General features: G+C 52.6%; 16 protein-coding genes. 3 read left to right on the plus strand and 13 right to left on the minus strand.

What is annotated here, in order from left to right; translation table 11 throughout:
- Positions 1–64 precede the first annotated feature (64 nt).
- Both nrdR and B7988_RS02335 read left to right on the plus strand, forming a co-directional pair.
- Positions 65–508, plus strand: coding sequence for a transcriptional regulator NrdR (gene nrdR, locus B7988_RS02330; protein ID WP_073320887.1), 444 nt, complete (start codon positions 65–67; stop codon positions 506–508).
- A gap of 149 nt (positions 509–657) precedes the next feature.
- On the plus strand, positions 658–1,608 hold the full coding sequence (locus tag B7988_RS02335; protein ID WP_249268806.1) for a class I SAM-dependent methyltransferase: 951 nt from the start codon (positions 658–660) through the stop codon (positions 1,606–1,608).
- On the opposite strand, the gene B7988_RS02340 is transcribed toward B7988_RS02335, so the two are convergent.
- From B7988_RS02340 to B7988_RS02365, 6 genes are all read right to left on the minus strand, one after another.
- Positions 1,609–2,595: a hypothetical protein gene (locus B7988_RS02340; protein WP_088656689.1), complete on the minus strand. Its 987-nt coding sequence runs from the start codon at positions 2,593–2,595 to the stop codon at positions 1,609–1,611.
- Entirely contained in the window at positions 2,588–3,904 is a 1,317-nt protein-coding gene (locus B7988_RS02345; protein ID WP_170930517.1) for a bifunctional phosphopantothenoylcysteine decarboxylase/phosphopantothenate synthase, read from the minus strand. Before B7988_RS02345 ends, B7988_RS02340 begins: the two co-directional genes overlap by 8 nt.
- A gap of 220 nt (positions 3,905–4,124) precedes the next feature.
- Positions 4,125–5,891, minus strand: a complete 1,767-nt coding sequence (gene rpsA, locus B7988_RS02350; RefSeq protein WP_073320897.1) for a 30S ribosomal protein S1 — start codon at positions 5,889–5,891, stop codon at positions 4,125–4,127.
- A 35-nt stretch (positions 5,892–5,926) separates the two neighbouring features.
- Positions 5,927–6,595, minus strand: a complete 669-nt coding sequence (gene cmk, locus B7988_RS02355; protein ID WP_088656691.1) for a (d)CMP kinase — start codon at positions 6,593–6,595, stop codon at positions 5,927–5,929.
- 40 nt (positions 6,596–6,635) lie between these two features.
- Positions 6,636–7,085 carry a hypothetical protein gene (locus B7988_RS02360; RefSeq protein WP_088656692.1) on the minus strand — a complete coding sequence of 150 codons (450 nt, stop codon included), beginning with the start codon at positions 7,083–7,085 and terminating at the stop codon, positions 6,636–6,638.
- Positions 7,085–7,696, minus strand: a complete 612-nt coding sequence (locus B7988_RS02365) for a hypothetical protein (RefSeq protein ID WP_073320906.1) — start codon at positions 7,694–7,696, stop codon at positions 7,085–7,087. The genes B7988_RS02360 and B7988_RS02365 overlap by 1 nt, the downstream gene beginning before the upstream one ends.
- Before the next feature lie 119 nt (positions 7,697–7,815).
- Here B7988_RS02365 and B7988_RS02370 point away from each other — a divergent pair, with 119 nt between their 5' ends.
- On the plus strand, positions 7,816–8,985 hold the full coding sequence (locus tag B7988_RS02370) for a TraB/GumN family protein (RefSeq protein ID WP_073320909.1): 1,170 nt from the start codon (positions 7,816–7,818) through the stop codon (positions 8,983–8,985).
- On the opposite strand, the gene B7988_RS02375 is transcribed toward B7988_RS02370, so the two are convergent.
- The 7 genes from B7988_RS02375 to B7988_RS02405 form a co-directional block, all read right to left on the minus strand.
- Positions 8,982–9,626 (minus strand): HAD family hydrolase, encoded by a 645-nt coding sequence (locus tag B7988_RS02375; protein ID WP_088656693.1) that lies wholly within the window; start codon positions 9,624–9,626, stop codon positions 8,982–8,984. The genes B7988_RS02370 and B7988_RS02375 overlap by 4 nt on opposite strands.
- A gap of 77 nt (positions 9,627–9,703) precedes the next feature.
- Positions 9,704–10,630, minus strand: coding sequence for a cysteine synthase A (gene cysK / locus B7988_RS02380; RefSeq protein WP_088656694.1), 927 nt, complete (start codon positions 10,628–10,630; stop codon positions 9,704–9,706).
- A 41-nt stretch (positions 10,631–10,671) separates the two neighbouring features.
- Positions 10,672–11,832 carry an iron-containing alcohol dehydrogenase gene (locus B7988_RS02385; RefSeq protein WP_088656695.1) on the minus strand — a complete coding sequence of 387 codons (1,161 nt, stop codon included), beginning with the start codon at positions 11,830–11,832 and terminating at the stop codon, positions 10,672–10,674.
- Between the two features lie 110 nt (positions 11,833–11,942).
- On the minus strand, positions 11,943–13,226 hold the full coding sequence (locus B7988_RS02390; RefSeq protein ID WP_088656696.1) for an O-acetylhomoserine aminocarboxypropyltransferase/cysteine synthase family protein: 1,284 nt from the start codon (positions 13,224–13,226) through the stop codon (positions 11,943–11,945).
- Between the two features lie 344 nt (positions 13,227–13,570).
- Positions 13,571–14,029, minus strand: a complete 459-nt coding sequence (locus tag B7988_RS02395; RefSeq protein WP_073320920.1) for an Rrf2 family transcriptional regulator — start codon at positions 14,027–14,029, stop codon at positions 13,571–13,573.
- Between the two features lie 44 nt (positions 14,030–14,073).
- A complete protein-coding gene (locus B7988_RS02400; RefSeq protein WP_088656697.1) occupies positions 14,074–15,345 on the minus strand; it encodes a pitrilysin family protein in 1,272 nt (423 codons plus the stop codon).
- A gap of 54 nt (positions 15,346–15,399) precedes the next feature.
- Entirely contained in the window at positions 15,400–16,272 is an 873-nt protein-coding gene (locus tag B7988_RS02405) for a nuclease-related domain-containing protein (protein ID WP_088656698.1), read from the minus strand.
- Positions 16,273–16,286: the final 14 nt, after the last annotated feature.

Raw genomic sequence — 16,286 nt, forward strand, 5'->3', positions numbered from 1 at the left:
TCTGAATTCGGAATTTAATTAGTTTTAACTCTGAAATCCGAATTCTGAAATCATAATTAAAGAGATGATTTGCCCATTCTGCAAGAAAGATAACGACAAGGTGGTGGATAGCCGCGTGAGCGGTTCCTCCATTCGACGCCGTCGTGAATGCTGCGAATGCGGCAAGCGCTTTACCACTCGCGAATACATCGAACTTCAGCCGCTGACCGTAATCAAGCGCAGCGGCGAACATGAACCGTTCCAGCGCGAAAAGCTGCTGCGCGGTATCATGAACTCCTGCAAGAAACGTCCGGTTTCTGTTGCTGACATAGAACAGCTCGCGACCAACGTGGAAAACGCCTTGACCGTGACTGAAAACTTCGAAGTCAGCTATGAGCAGATTGGCAACCTGGTGATGCAGGAACTCAAGAAACTCGATGCCGTCGCTTACGTGCGCTTTGCCTCGATTTACCGCGAATTCAAGGAAGTCGGCGAATTCGTGGACCAGATCAAGAGCATGGACAAGTGACACGAAGTGTCATCCTGAGCGTAGGGCGAAGCCCGAAGTCGAAGGATCTATGGAGCAGGATTAATAAATAATGTATAATGTGTAATGTGAAGTGTGAGATGAGTAATTCCACATCCCACATCTCACATTTGTAATCAAAATCATTGCTTATGAGTTTTGCCGAAAAACTAGATGCTGCTTATAAAAGACGTGCTCCTTTGCTAGGGGTTACCGAGGCTTTCCGCATTGTAAATGGAACGCCGGACGGTTTCCCCGGCGTGACGCTCGACAAGTTCGGCGACCGTTATCAGATTCAGTTTTTCGGTGAAGAACTGCTCCGCGAAAAACATGCCGTCGTCGCTGCCGTAGCAGAAAAGTTCGCACCGGTTTGCCTCGTTGTAAAGGAACGCCTTTCGCGTTCCGGCAAGTCGCTGGAGAATCCGCCGATGGAAGTGGCGGTGGGGCGCGCGGAAGATTCTGTAGGTGTAGTCCGCGAAGGTACGGCGAAGTTCCACATCGATTTGCTCGACACGGTGAATCCGGGGCTGTTCCTGGACATGCGCCATATTCGCCTGGAGATGGGCGAGCGTGCGGCCGACCGCCGCATGCTGAATCTGTTCAGCTACACTTGCGCCTTCTCGGTGCACGGCCGCTTAGGTGGCGCCGAGATTTCGACGAATGCCGACATCAGCGCGAAGATTCTGGACAAGGGCCGCGAAAACTATGCGCTTAACGGGCTCGAACCCAAGCAGGGCGAATTCTTCAGAGGCAATGCCGTTGAATACGTTCACTGGGCGCAAAAGAAGGGCCTCAAGTTTGATGCCATCGTTTTGGACCCGCCGAGTTTTGCCCGCTTCAAGGGCAAGAACTTCAATGTGCGTGAACACCTGATGCCGTTGGTGGCCGACTGCGCCACGCTTCTGAACAAGGGCGGCCTCTTTATGGTGAGCTCCAACTATAGCGAATTTAATTTGTCTAAATTCTCGCGCGATGCGCTCGCTGCGGTGGCGTCTGTTCACGCGAAAGCCAAAACACTTTGGAACAAGTCGCAGGACATTGACTTTGTGGGCTCTGGCCACACTAAAGACAGCTGCCTTGTGGCAACACTGATTGAAGTGTAACTATTTTGCGGCGATGGTGAAAAGACCGCTGCGCGGGATGTGAACCTTCCAGGTGAGCCATTTCATTTGCTTGTCGTTGACCATGAGGTAGGGGTCCACGAGGGCGACGCTCTTGGTACCTGAGAAATCCATGGCGGTGCCGGCGTTGTCGTCGAAATTCTTGCCCTTGCCGAACACCTGATAGAACAGCGGCTGGCCGAAGGTGACCATGATTTCGGGCTGAATAAAGCTGAGTTCCTTGGCGAGCATCTTGCGGAGCGCGGCTTCCAAAAGCGGCGCGAGCGGGCGTTCGGTGGACTTGAAGAAATAGGTGATGCCGATGTCCTTCTGCTCGATGGAGAGGCTTGCGAACAGGCGCGAAAGCATCTGCCCGACGGGAGTTCCGAAGAAGGCGTCGGTGCTTGTGGCCGAAATGTTCGCTGCTTCGGCCATTTTAATGGCGGGGAGCAGGAAAAGCAATTTCGGCTTCGTGGGGCCTACGTAGCGGGCGAGGGCTGTTTCCTTGGCGTACAGGGCTTCGCCCTTGATGGACTCGTAGAATGCGTCAAGGGATTCTGCGGATTCAAAGGCGTGGGTAGCGCGCTTGACTGTGCGTGCCGTCGGCATGTTGGCAGCGGGAATTGCTGAGGCCTTGGTGTCGACGGCGCCGAAGAGCGAGGGGGCAAATCCGGTGGTGTCCGGAATCGGGGCCTGCGGAATCGGAGCGCTTGCGGCTTCCGGAGCTGTAGAAGCGGGCGCACTGTTTGGAAATTGCGGCGGCAAGTTGCGCGGCACCGGGCGTGCCGCGGGGGCTGCGGCCGGAGTCGGCGGAAAATTACTTGGTGCAGCGGGGCGCGGGGCGACAGCCGGGCGAGCGGCGGGCGCACCAGGAACAGCGGGCTTGCGCGTGAGCGTCCACGGCTCGTCTAGCAGCAGTTCCGCTTCGCCCAGGTCGATTTGTCCTGAAAGGTAGTTGCGCAGTTCGCTAAAGTCAAATTCGTCAGCCATTCAGGCGCTCCAGGCAAAAGTTCAAAATCGTCTCGGCCAAATCGACCTTCTCGCCCATGGCGAGCGGTGGAACGGCCTTGCCACGCTCCACCAGGGCGAAGCGCACGCAGTCGCGGCCGAAGCCGGAATCAGCGGCCACGGGTGCATTTAACAGAAGTGCGTCGGCGCCGCTCTTTTCAAGTTTTTCTGCGGCGTGTTCTTCGAAGTGATCGGTCTCAAGTGCGAATCCGACAATTACCTGCTTATGCGCGGCGGTTCCCGATGTGGAATCGGTGCGAGCCTTGCGGGCGGCAGTGCAATCGCGTAGAATATTCGGATTCGGTACAAGTTCAATCGTCAGCTGGCTGCGGCTATCCTTGATTTTCTCGTCGGCGGCGTGGGCGGGGCGGTAGTCCGCTACCGCCGCGCAATGCACGACGGCGTCCGCAGAATCTAACCGCTCCATCACGGCGTCGTGCATGTCCCGGGCGCTTTGCACGCGGGTCACTTTAACTCCGCCCGGGAACGCCGCCTCCATCGGGCCTGCGACAACTTCGACTTCAAAGCCGTTGGCGTAGAACACCGAGGCGAGTGCGACGGCGGTCTTTCCGCTGCTGCGGTTGCTGATGTAGCGCACCGGGTCAATCGCTTCTTCGGTGCGGCCTGCTGTCAACAGGACCTTCTTGCCGTAGCCGGGAAGAGTAGAATCTTTCGTCGGGTCGATGTCTTTTGCAACGGGGATTGCCGGCGGTTCAATTCGGAATTCAGAATTCGGAGTTCGGAATTTAACGTCGCTGGCCTCTAAATAATCCACAATTTCCGCCGGTTCCATCAGGCGACCTTGTCCGACTTCACCGCAGGCGAGTTCTCCCGCGGGCGATTCCAGCACGGTCGTGTCTTCAAAGCCGCGCAAAATCTCGAGGTTGCGCTTTACCGCCGGAGAATTGTACATGGCCACATTCATCGCGGGCGCAATCACGCGCGGGCACGTGCAGCTCATAAAGCAAAGGCTCACCGGATCGTCGGCAATGCCGCAGGCGAATTTCCCGATGACGTTCGCGGTCGCGGGCACCACCAAATAGAGGTCTGCCCAGCGTGGAAAATCGATATGCTGGAAAGGGCGCGCCTCGACGGCTCCGTTCTTCAGGTACACGGGACACTTGCTAAGGCTTGCAAAAGTCAGCGGGGCCACGAATTCGGTCGCCGCATCGGTCATGCATATGCGCACGGTAGCACCCTTCTTTTGCAACAGGCGCAACAGCTCGCAGCTCTTGTACACGGCGATGCCGCCCGAAACACCGAGCAAAATTTTCTTTCCAGCGAGGTTCATACCCCCTAAGATAGAAAAAATGTGAGATGTGTAGTGTGAAATGTGTAATGACAGATTTTTCATTTCACATCCTACATTATACAGTAAAAAACTCCCGTGGTTTTACCCACAGGAGTTTTTTAAAGTTGTCAGTAAGAAGTTAGAAGTAGGAAGTTCTAATAATTGCGACGTAGCCGCCTTACTATTCCTGCCTACTGTCTACTGCCAACTGCCTACTAAATTAAGCTTCGGCTTCAGCGTCAGCCTTCTTCTTGGAAGACTTCTTCTTCGGGGCGGTTGCTTCACCGATGGTGGTGCCAGATTCGCCCGGCTTGTGAGAGTCCATCCAAGCCTTGAGCTCGGCGGATTCACGGTTCTTGAAGTAGTCCACCACAGAGAGGAAGATCTTACGGTTGTTCTGATCGATTTCGGTCACGACAGCCGGAACTTCGTCGCCAACCTTGAATGCATCGGCCGGAACCTTGATGTATTCAGCGGTGAGCTTGGAGACCGGGATGAAGCCTTCGATTCCGTCGTTGAGTTCAACCACGACGCCGCGGTCGAGCATGCGAACGATCTTGCCCTTCACTTCGCTGTTCACCGGGTAGGTGGAATCGATGGTATCCCACGGGTCTTCGGTGAGGTGCTTCATGGAGAGGGAAATACGACGCTTTTCCTTATCGACGGCGAGCACGACGCATTCAACCTTGTCACCCTTCTTGACCATTTCGTTCGGGTGGGTGATCTTCTTGGTCCAGGACATGTCGGAAACGTGGATGAGGCCATCAACACCTTCCTTGATTTCGACGAAGGCGCCGAAGGAAGCGATGTTGCGGATTTCACCAACCACGCGGGCACCCGGCGGAAGTTCGGTTTCGATAGAATCCCACGGATCGGATTCGAGCTGCTTCATGCCGAGAGAGATGCGTTCTGCATCTTCTTCAACCTTGAGCACGACAGCTTCCACTTCCTGACCCACGGAGAGGATCTTGGACGGGTGCTTGACATGCTGAGTCCAGGACATTTCGGAAACGTGGATGAGGCCTTCGACGCCGCTATCCAGTTCAACGAATGCACCGTAATCGGTAATGGAAACAACCTTACCCTTAACGATGGCGCCTTCCGGATAACGTTCGGCGATGTCCTTCCACGGATGCGGCTTAAGCTGCTTCATGCCGAGAGAGATGCGTTCCTTCTTGTCGTTGAAGTCGAGAACCATGACTTCGACTTCCTGGCCGAGCTGGAGCATTTCGGTCGGGTGGTTGATGCGCTTGTAGCTCATGTCGGTGATGTGGAGGAGGCCGTCTACGCCGCCGAGGTCAATGAATGCACCGAAGTCGGTGATGTTCTTGACGATACCCTTGCGGACCTGACCCTTTTCGAGGGTTTCGAGCACGTCGCCACGCTGCTTGTTGCGTTCTTCTTCGAGAACGACGCGGCGAGACACGACGATGTTGCGGCGAGCCTTGTTGACCTTGATAACCTTGAGGTCGTATTCCTGACCGATGAGGGCGTTGATGTCCGGGATCTGACGGAGGTCGATCTGGGAACCCGGGAGGAAGGCGTCGATGCCGAACAGGTCGACAACCACACCGCCCTTGATACGCTTCGTGAGCGTACCGCGCACGACTTCGTTGTTTTCGAATGCAGCGTGGATGCGATCCCACACGCGCACGAAGTCGGCCTTCTGCTTCGAAAGGATGAGACGTCCGTCTTCATCTTCAAGCTTTTCGACAAACACTTCGATTTCGGAACCGATTTCGAGGGAGTCCGTGTCCTTGAATTCAGCACGGTCAATGACACCTTCGGACTTGTAGTTCACGTCGATCAGGACTTCCTGGTCGTTCACCTGGCTAATCTTACCAGTGACGAGCTTGCCTTGTTCGAGGCAATCCATGCCGGCGTAAACGTCAGCGTTCTGCTTACGGAAGTCGGGGCTGCATTCGCCCTGAGCGGCGAGGATTTCAGCGAGATCTTCAGCGGTACCGAATTTGAGATTTTGAGACATATTGTTTAGTTGGGTTGTGGAACAAAGGATTCAGGCTACGCCACTACACCTACGTAGTCGAGAATCTTTTGAACCTGTTGTTGGATTGAGATGTGTGTAGTGTCAATTTCAATAGCGTCGTCCGCTTTCTTTAACGGGGCGGTTGCGCGCGAAGAATCCAGGCGGTCGCGTTCGACCAGGTTGTTGAGGACTTCTTCGAGAGTCACCTTTTCGCCCTTTTCAAGGAGTTCCTTGTAGCGGCGTTCGGCGCGGACCTTCACGTCCGTCACCATGAAAAACTTGTACTTCGCGTCGGGGAACACCACGGTTCCGATATCGCGGCCATCCAGGATGCAGCTCTGCTTCTTGCCGATTTCGCGCTGCTGCTTGGTCATGGCGGCACGGACCGACGGGAGTGCGCAGTAGATGCTCACGTTGCTCGATACCTTCATGCCGCGGATTTCGTTTTCGCGGCAGACTCCGTTGATGAGGATGTGGTTTTCGGAATCGAACCCGAGGGTCAGGTTTTCGAGCAATTTGTCCATGGCGGGGCCTTCTTCGGCAGCAAGTCCTGCATCGAGGGCGGCAAGCGTCACGGCGCGGTACATGGCGCCGGTATCCAGATAGGTAATGCCGAGGGTCTTTGCCACGATCTTTGCGGTGGTACTCTTGCCGGTACCCGAACCGCCATCGAGGGCGATAACAAAATTCTTAGAATTGCTCATGAGTGGGGTCAAAAATAGAAACTTAAAGCCCCGACGTCAATCAGTATAGGTCGAAAAAGTAGTACGTGACCAGCCCGTTCGCATTGTCCCAATAGGCCATGACTTCGCCGCTTTTGTAGATGGTCAGGTCGTCGTCATCTTGCGTAAAGCCGAAAAAGGGACCGTAATCGCTGTCGTAGTCTTCGGTGTATTCCGATTCCAGGTAGTAATAGCGGTCACCATCGAGGTTCAAGGAGGCTAGGCCGTCACTGTCGATTCTGAGACCCACGGTCATGGAGGGGCTCAGGGAGTGTATCGGTCCGCAGTCATATGCGCCGAACGAATCAAAGCGGCAGTCCTGTACATAGTAGTAATGAAACCGCCTGTTGAAGCGGGCTCCGTCTGCATCCGGGTCTGGGCCAAGATTGCAGGCCGCCAGGCAGAACAATGCTGCAAAAAACGACGCCTTGAATAGCGCCGTTTTCGAAATGGTTTTTAATAAGTTAATCATTACGGGTTTTCGTAGTCGCCGCCGTAGATTTCTTCTTCGGCTTCCTGCGTGCTTTCGTCTTCGTAAGCTTCCGGAGCCTGCAGGTCGCGGGTGCTACCGTACTTGCGCTTTTCTTCTTCGGTCAGCTTGTTGGAATAGACGATTTCTTCTTGTTCCTGGTTGGCTTCTTCCTCTTCTTCTTGCAGAATCTTTTGGCCCTGTTCAATACGGCGCTTCACGCGTTCGTCTTCCATCTGCTTGAGGTTGGTACCAACCTTGGCCTGTTCTTCGGACATCACGTAGCGGCCGTTAGCTTCGTCCATGGCGTCCTTGATGCCTATTAGACGGCCTCTGCCGTCAACCTGGAGTCCTGCTCTACGGAGTGTCGAAAGCGGGAGTCTGCGGGCGGCAGTCTTGTATTCGTCTTTGAATTCGTAACCATCGGATGTTGCGATTGCGTCAGCTTCGCTTGGCGTCACATATTCAAGAGCTTCCTGCCAGCGAGAACCCTGCACACAGGAGGTGAATCCGACCAATGCGTTGTCAAGGGCTTCCGGGTCATCAGACTTAGAACCTGCACAGCCGGTCAGAACCAATGCCGCCAAAGAAAGATATGCCAAAATTTTTTTCATAGGGCCAAACCTCCGAAAAACGAAAATTTTATATAAATATAAACATTTTTTGATAAAGTCAACAAAAAAGAAAATTTTTTTTCAATTTGCAAGCCGTTTTCTTGCTATCATTTAGTCCGATGAACGAAAAATCTGATATTTACCGCATTAAAAAAGACGATAGAGAGCTTATTCTAATTGGTACCGCCCATATTTCCCAGGCCTCCAAGGACCTGGTTCGGGCGACTATTGAAGCAGAATCTCCGGATACAGTTTGTGTTGAATTGGACGAAGGGCGTTTGAATTCTATCAAGGATCCGGACCGCTGGAAAAAGACTGATTTAAAGCAAGTCATCAAGAAAAAACAGTTGGCGACGCTTATTGCAAACTTGGTGCTCGGGTCCTACCAGAAGCGCATGGGGGCTCAGACGGGCGTGAAGCCTGGTTCCGAACTTAAAGAAGCTGTTGATGTCGCTGCAGAAAAGAACGCTGAACTGGTGCTTGCCGACCGAGACATCAAGATTACCTTGAGGCGTACTTGGGCTTGCACTCCGTGGTATCGTAAGTTGAGCCTTTTGGGTGGACTCATCGCAAGTATTTTTGACAAGACCGAAGTCAGTGAAGAAGACTTGGCCAAGATTAAGGAACAAGATGCTTTGAGTGCCATGATGCAGGATTTTGGAAAGTCGTTCCCCGAAGTCAAACAAGTGCTTATCGACGAACGCGACCAGTTCCTCGCAAGCAAAATCAGGAACGCTCCGGGCAAAAAGATTGTGGCCGTTGTCGGTGCGGGCCACATGAACGGGATTGCGCACATTATCGAAGAAAACCGCGAACTCCCGAGCGAAGAATCCATTAGCGTGATTCCGAAGAGCGCTCCCATCTGGAAGATTATCGGCTGGGCCATTCCGGTTGCAATCATCGCAAGTATTATTGCCGTGGGCGTGCATACGGGTGCCGAAAAGGCGGGCGAACTCAGCCTGCAGTGGGCGATGCTCACCGGCGGTGGAGCCATGCTCGGTACCATCATTGCTGGCGGTCATCCGCTGACAGTTCTGGTGGCGCTTATCGCGGCTCCGTTTACGGGTCTTACACCGCTGATTGGTGTCGGGTTCTTTACGGCGCTGACGCAGGTTTACATGCGCCCGCCGCGCGTGTCCGAAATGGAAACGTTGACTGACGATATCTGGCAGGTCAAACGCTGGTGGAAAAACCGCGTGACTCGCGTAATCCTCTGCTTCTTGTGCCCGGGAATCCCCGCCATTATCGGAAAGATTCTCGCCATATTCAAGATTTACCAGGCGTTTTAATTAAGCGCTTTAAGGTAATCGAACCAGTCGAAATCGGGTGTGATTTGCTCCGCTTGAATGCCGCAATTTTTTGCGGCATTTACGTTATCGATGTTGTCGTCGAGGAAGATTGTGTCCGAGGTTATGTCGCCTGACACCTCTGTGCCGCGGACAGCGCCGATTGTTTTGGTGACGTATTCAAAGATTTTTGCGCTGGGTTTTTCGAGGTGCAGGTCCTGGCTTAAGAACACCTGGTTGAAAAAATCTTCGCAACGGTTTCCGCCCGCGTTGAACCAATGGTCCTGGCAGTATTGCCAATGAAGGTCGTTGGTGTTGCTCAGCAGGTAAACATTGGCTCGTTGCTTAAGTGCCTTGATGGCGTTCAGCTTTCGTTCGGGAATGCCGATGCAAATGCTGTTCCAGGCGAGTGCGACTTGTTCGGGAGTCGTACCCGGATTGCACTTGGCGGCAACGAGTCTGCAGAATTCATCGGTCGCAAAATGCCCGAGCTGGTAATGGTGCATCAAGTCGGCTGTTTCACCTTTATCGAAGCGGAGTTCACTTTGGGGAATCCCGAGTGCAGCAAAGCCGTCTAGGGCCTTTTGCATGTTGATGTCGAGGATGACTCCACCTAAATCGAAGATGATGTTCTTGTGTGCCATAAATTAAACCTGGCGCAAACATAGAAAAACAAAAAGAGGCCCCGTTAAGGGCCTCCTGTGTAACAATTCATTTGTAATTATTCTGCGAAGAGCGCGGTAGAAAGGTAGCGATCGCCGGTATCCGGGAGGAGTGCGACAATCGTCTTGCCCTTGTTTTCCGGGCGCTTCGCGAGTTCCTTGGCTGCCCAGAGGGCTGCACCCGAAGAAATGCCAACGAGTACGCCTTCCTTCTTGCCGATTTCACGGCCGGCTTCGAAGGCGGCTTCGTTTTCGACAGCGATCACTTCGTCGTACACCTTGGTGTTCAAAGTTTCAGGAATAAAGCCTGCGCCAATGCCCTGAATCTTGTGTGCGCCAGCAGTACCCTTGGTAAGTACCGGAGAGCTAGCCGGTTCAACGGCTACAATCTTCACGTTCGGATTCTTGGACTTGAGGTATTCGCCTACGCCTGTGACCGTACCACCGGTACCGACACCGGCCACAAAAATATCAACTTTACCATCGGTGTCTTCCCAAATTTCAGGACCGGTGGTGGCCTTGTGGGCTGCCGGGTTTGCCGGGTTCACGAACTGGCCCGGAATAAAGCTGTTCGGGATTTCCTTGGCGAGTTCATCGGCCTTTTCGATAGCGCCCTTCATGCCCTTGGCGCCTTCGGTCAGCACGAGTTCTGCGCCGTAGGCTTTCATGATTTGGCGGCGTTCCACGCTCATGGTTTCGGGCATCACGATGATGATGCGGTAGCCACGTGCTGCAGCGACAGATGCAAGACCGATACCGGTGTTGCCCGAAGTCGGTTCGATAATCACGGCACCCTTCTTGAGCTTACCGCTCTTTTCTGCTTCGTCAATCATCGCCTTTGCAATACGATCCTTCACGGAACCGGCGGGGTTGAAGTATTCGAGCTTTCCAAGAATCTTGGCTCCGAGGCCTTCTTCGATATGGGTGAGTTCGAGAAGCGGGGTGTGACCAATGAGCTGGTCGGCGGAGGTATAGATTTTAGACATGTTTTTAATCCTTATCTTTGAATTGTTTTTCCTGTTAAAATTTACAAAGCTAACGTCAAAATGTCCTTGATTGCGGTTGCATCTAAAGGTACATAATGCCCGACATTGCCGTTTCTTACGGCTCTTGCGGCCATGGCGTCAAAATCCTTGTTGTCGATCTTGAGTTCTGCCAGGGTTGTTGCGAGGTGCAGTTTCTTGAAGAAAGCCGAAAGCTTTTCTGACAAAATATAAGCTCGTTCCGTTTCGTTGTAGTTGTAGGAATCTACCCCGAAAACCCTGTTTGCCAAAAGTGCAAGCCTCCAGGGCTTTTTCTCGGCCATGTACTTGGTCCAAGCGACGGTGACAACGGCCATGCCTTCGCCGTGAGTGATGTTGTACTGCGCCGAAAGTTCATGCTCGATTCGGTGAGAGCCCCAGTCCGCGCGACGCCCCGCATCCAGGAATCCGCCGTGAGCAACGCTCGCGAGCCACTGGATTTCACCACGGGCATTGACGTCCTTCTGATCTTTCAAGAGCTTGTCCGCATTCACGAGCAATGCGCGAATCGCGCCTTCAATCAGGTAGTCCGTCGTGTCGGAATTCTTTTCGTCCGAGAAATAGCGTTCCAACAAGTGCGAGAGTACGTCAGCGATGCCTACAAAAGTCTGGTATGCCGGCAAGCCCACCGTGTATTTCGGGTTCATGATGGCGAATTTCGGAATGATCCGGTCATCTTCAAAACCGAGTTTCCATTCACCGCTCGAAAGAATCGCTGCGTTCGAAGTCTCGGAACCGCTCGAAGCGGTCGTTGCAATCACGCCAATAGGTAAAACCTGCTTGGGCGAGATGCCTTTTTCAAAGAAGTCCCACACATCGCCGTCATACGGAATGCCGAGTGCCACTGCCTTTGCCGTATCAATCGAACTTCCTCCACCGACCGCGAGCACAAAGTCCACCTGATTTTCCTTGCCCTGCTTCACGAGTTCGCGCACCAGGTCAATCGAAGGGTTCGGTACCACATTCCCGTTTTCCGAAAAACGAATCCCGAGTTCAGCGACAGCTGCCTTGATCACATCGTAAATGCCCAGCGTCTTGATAAAGTCACCGCTGTAAACGAGTTGGAGTGACTTTACATTGTGTGCGGCCAAAAGTGATTTTAGCTTCTGTTCACTGTGCTCGCCAAAAATGATTTTTGCAGGATTATAATATTCGAAGTCAATCATTTAATACTCTCCGTTACTGTCTTAATGGCAGTTTATAAAAAAGAATCCAGTCCGACGAACGTTTCCTAATGGTGAAAACGCGCTCGGATCTGGAAACTCAATGCAATCAATTAGATTGCGGCAAAGCCGTTTTCGAGGTCGGCGATAATGTCTTCGTAATGTTCCGTACCGATAGACACGCGGATCGTTGCCGGGGTAATTTCGGCGGCGGCCAATTCTTCCGGAGAAAGTTCGGCGTGCGTGGTGGTGTACGGGTGAATCACGAGGCTCTTCACGTCGGCAACGTTGGCAAGCAGGCTGAAAATTTTCAGGTTGTCAATGAACTTGAAGGCTTCTTCCTGACCGCCCTTGATGTCGAAGGTGAAAATGGAACCGCCGCCATTCGGGAAGTACTTCTTGTAAAGTTCGTGGTCCGGATGGTTCGGGAGGCTCGGATGGCTCACGCGGGTAACCTTCGGATGCTTGGTGAGGAACTCGATAACCTTCTTGGTGTTTTCCACATGGCGATCCAGGCGGAGAGAAAGCGTTTCGACACCCTGCAACAGGAGGAATGCGTTGAACGGAGAAATGGCAGCACCTTCGTCGCGGAGGAGAATCGTGCGAACGTAGATCACGTAAGCAGCGGCGCCCGTCGCGGTGAAAGGAATTCCGTAGCTCGGGTTCACTTCGGTGAACTGCGGGAACTTGCCGGATGCAGCCCAGTCGAACTTGCCGCCGTCCACGATGATACCGCCGAGAGTCGTGCCATGGCCACCGATGAACTTGGTTGCAGAATGCACCACAATGTCGGCACCGTGTTCAATCGGGCGAATCAGGTACGGAGTACCGAAGGTGTTATCGATGACCAGGGGAATCTTGTTCTTGTGGGCGATTTCAGCGATGGCTTCGATATCCGGAATGTCGGAATGCGGGTTGCCGAGCGTTTCGATAAAGATGAGCTTCGTGTTGCTCTTGACAGCAGCTTCGACACTCTTGAGGTCGTGGGTGTCAACGAAAGTCGTTTCGATACCGAAGTCGCGGAGCGTGTGCTGCAGCAGGTTGAAGGTACCGCCGTAAACCGTACGCTGTGCAACCACGTGGTCACCCTTGCGGGCGAGAGCCGTAATGGCGTAGGTAATGGCAGCTGCACCGGAAGCGACGGCGAGAGCGGCAACACCACCTTCGAGGGCAGCGATACGTTCTTCGAGCACGCCCTGCGTAGAGTTGTTGATACGGCCATAGACATTACCGGCGTCCTTCAGGGCGAAACGGTCAGCGGCATGCTGAGCGCTATGGAACACGTAGGAAGTGGTCTGGTAGATGGGAACTGCGCGAGAATCGGTTGTGGGATCTGCATGTTCCTGGCCAACGTGAACCTGGAGAGTTTCGAAATGGAGCTTGTTCTGTGTAGTCATTGTATAAATTCCTTTTTTGATTGTTGTCCGCGGTGGGACGATTAAATGGTTTGTTGTTTTTTATGCCTGGCTTTTCCAGGATGGTTCAGTTCTGTTACACATTCGACAACTCATAGGCTATCCTACCTTTGCGACTCTTCCTCGCGTGTCATTCCGGTTTTGGTTCGGAACGAATTTTTTTGTTAATTGCTTTGAACGGCTAATCCGTTCGACAGGTGGTAAATTAGAACTTTAATCCCACCAAATCAATAGGAAAATAAAGCGGTATGCAAGAAATTTGCTTACATTTTTCTTACTAATAGTTTTAAACTATAACTAGTACTCGAAAAAAAGCGGTTTAGGCGCTATAAACCGCAATTCCAGTTCTTTCCGCCAGGAATTTTACCCTTGGCCTTTGGACTATTGCGCAAAAATTGGTCCAGTTTGACACCATCCAGGTAATCCTTGATCATGGAATGGAGCTCTTTCCATACCGGGAGCGTAATGCAGATGTTGGCGCGTTCGCAGGTGTTTTCCTTTTCGTCAAGGCAGGCGACGGGCGAAACGGATGTTTCTACAACCGAAAGGATTTGCCATACGCTACATTGGGCGGGTTCGCAGTTGAGCCTGTAACCGCCGGCTTTGCCGCGGGCGCCCGTAAGCAGTTTGCCGCGAACGAGCGAACCTAAAATGCCTTCAAGGTATTTTTCAGAAATTTGCTGTCTTTCGGCTAGTTCCTGTAATTTCACGTATTCGTCCTTGCTGTGTTGAGCAAGGTCAATCATGACGCGCAGTGCATAGCGGCCTTTGGTAGAAATTCTCATAATAATGCCTTATTTTCTTAAATAATAAGAATTAATTTCGGGCTTTAGAAAAAATGTACCGGAATTTGAGTCTTTTTCTTGCTAGCTGGTTCGATTACCGCTGCCGAGAACTTAGCTGCGCCGAATAACTTATTCGTTATGGCGACGACTTCGTCTTCGGGCATGGACTGGATTAGCTTTTCGGACTGATCCATGGTATGGAATTCGCCCAAGTGCAGCACTTGTTCGGCCATGCGCACGACGCGCTTTTCGGGGCTGTCGGCGCCTAGGTACATGGCACCGAGGATGTTCGTCTTGGTGCGTTCGTATTCACCCTTATTGAATCCGCGCTTCAAGAAGTTACGGATTTCGTTGAGAGAAAGTTCTAGCGCCGTGTTCAACTGGTGCGGTTCGGTGGCGAGGGATACGCCCCAGTCGGTGCAGTCGAGGTAAACGTCGGCGGTTGAATACACGGAGTAGGCAAGTCCCTTGTCTTCGCGGATTTTTTGGAACAGGCGGCTGGCCATGCCGGCACCCATCGCTACGTTAAAGAGCGAAAGTGCGCAGCGGGCGCGTTCATCCATCAGGCTTCGGTCAAAGCTTAAACCCCAGAAAAGGTTCGATTGTGCAATGTCTTGTTTCTGTACGACTTTGACGCTGTTACTTGCCTTGTAAATGTCGGTTGGTGTAGTGCCGTTCACTTTCTTTTGTGCGAATTTTTCTGCACAAAGTTCTACAAGTTCTTCGTGGTTGACTTTACCCGAGGCGCAAATCAGGAGCGGAATCTCGCTTACGACTTGTTCCTTGTACTTGAGCATTTGCTTGTGCGTGAGCGCCTTGACTTGCTTGATGTTTCCGGTAATGGAATGGGCGATTCCGCTGCCTTTAAAGTGGATGGCGTTAAAGACGTCGCCTACGATTTCTTCGGGAATGTCGTCGTAGCTGTGGATTTCTTCGATAATCACGCGGCGTTCTTTTTCCATTTCCTTCTTGTCCATGCGCGGGTGCATGAGCATATCGGCAATCACGTCGATGGCGAGTGGCAAGTGGCTGCGTTCGATTTGCGCGTAGAAACCCGTTTCCTGGCGGGTGGTATAGGCTTCCAGGTTTCCGCCCTTGTCTTCGATGGCGCGGGCGATTTCTAGTGCGCTCCGGTTTTCGGTTCCCTTGAATACCAAGTGTTCGTAAAAATGACTCAGGCCAAATTCGTCTTTCGCTTCGTGACGCGATCCGCGCGGCACCCAGACGCCAACCGCAACCGAGTAGGCATGCGGCATGTAGTCCGTTAAAATCGTGATTCCGTTATCGAGAACTGTTTTCTTTACAATCTGTTTCATATTTATTAGTAGGAAGTAGGCAGTAGGAAGTTGGCGGTAGGAAGTGGTTTGTAATTAAGAAAGCGCTGTCCCTCTTTTGCTGGCGTAATCTCTATGTTGCTTCTTCACTTCTTCGCTCACGTTCATGCAGCCTTGCAATTTATAATAAAAGTCTTCGAGTTGTTGCATGCTGTAAATGGTCTTGCGGCTCGTGATGCGCTTGAGTAGAGCGTCTTGCAATTCGCTGCAGTGGACGATGCTCCAGAATTCGTTATCCTTGGGCACTTTTCGTAAGGTGCAGCGGTCGCTGAAAACCACGAACGAAATAAAGTGCGCCTGCTCGTGACGAATCTTGAGGAAATGTTCTAGCGTCAAGATGTGTCCGATGTTTTGGCGAATGGGGTTATGGAACGTATGTTCGGTGCTTGCGTTCAAGTGTTGATTCCAACGCTCGCTTTCGAGGTCGCCTGCGATTTCGCCGGAAAGGTTCTTGCTTTCGAGAACGTAAATGCCCGACTGGTGCAAGAGCAAGGCGTCAATTTCGGTGTAGCCTGCGCGGGCCGGAATGTAGAGATTTCGCATTAGAACGTAGCGGCGCTTGTCGGTGTCGCAGACGCGCGCGGTTAAAGCCATCATGGCGGCTTCGCCAAAAATGCCGCGCGGGTCGTTCGCGATGCGCTCGTCATTGAATTTCGGATTTGGCTTGAAGAAGTTTTCGCTGCGGGTGGGTGCGTGCGTGATGCCGTAACCGCCCAATTCAAAAGGCTTGTCTAGCCCGCGAATGCCGTCGCTCAAGCCCTTACGGCGTTCCTGCTCAAAATCGCGGAATGTTTTGCGACGGCCGTCTCCATGGTACATTTTCGGATTCTTCTTCGGCGATTTGCCCTTAAGCTTAAAAAAGACAAGGGCGAGCAACAGAATGATGCCGATGAGAGTCGAAAAAGTCATGCCGCAAGTATAGT

Origin of the sequence: Fibrobacter sp. UWB1 (assembly GCF_002210325.1) — a bacterium.
In the GTDB taxonomy this organism is placed as follows: Bacteria; Fibrobacterota; Fibrobacteria; order Fibrobacterales; family Fibrobacteraceae; genus Fibrobacter.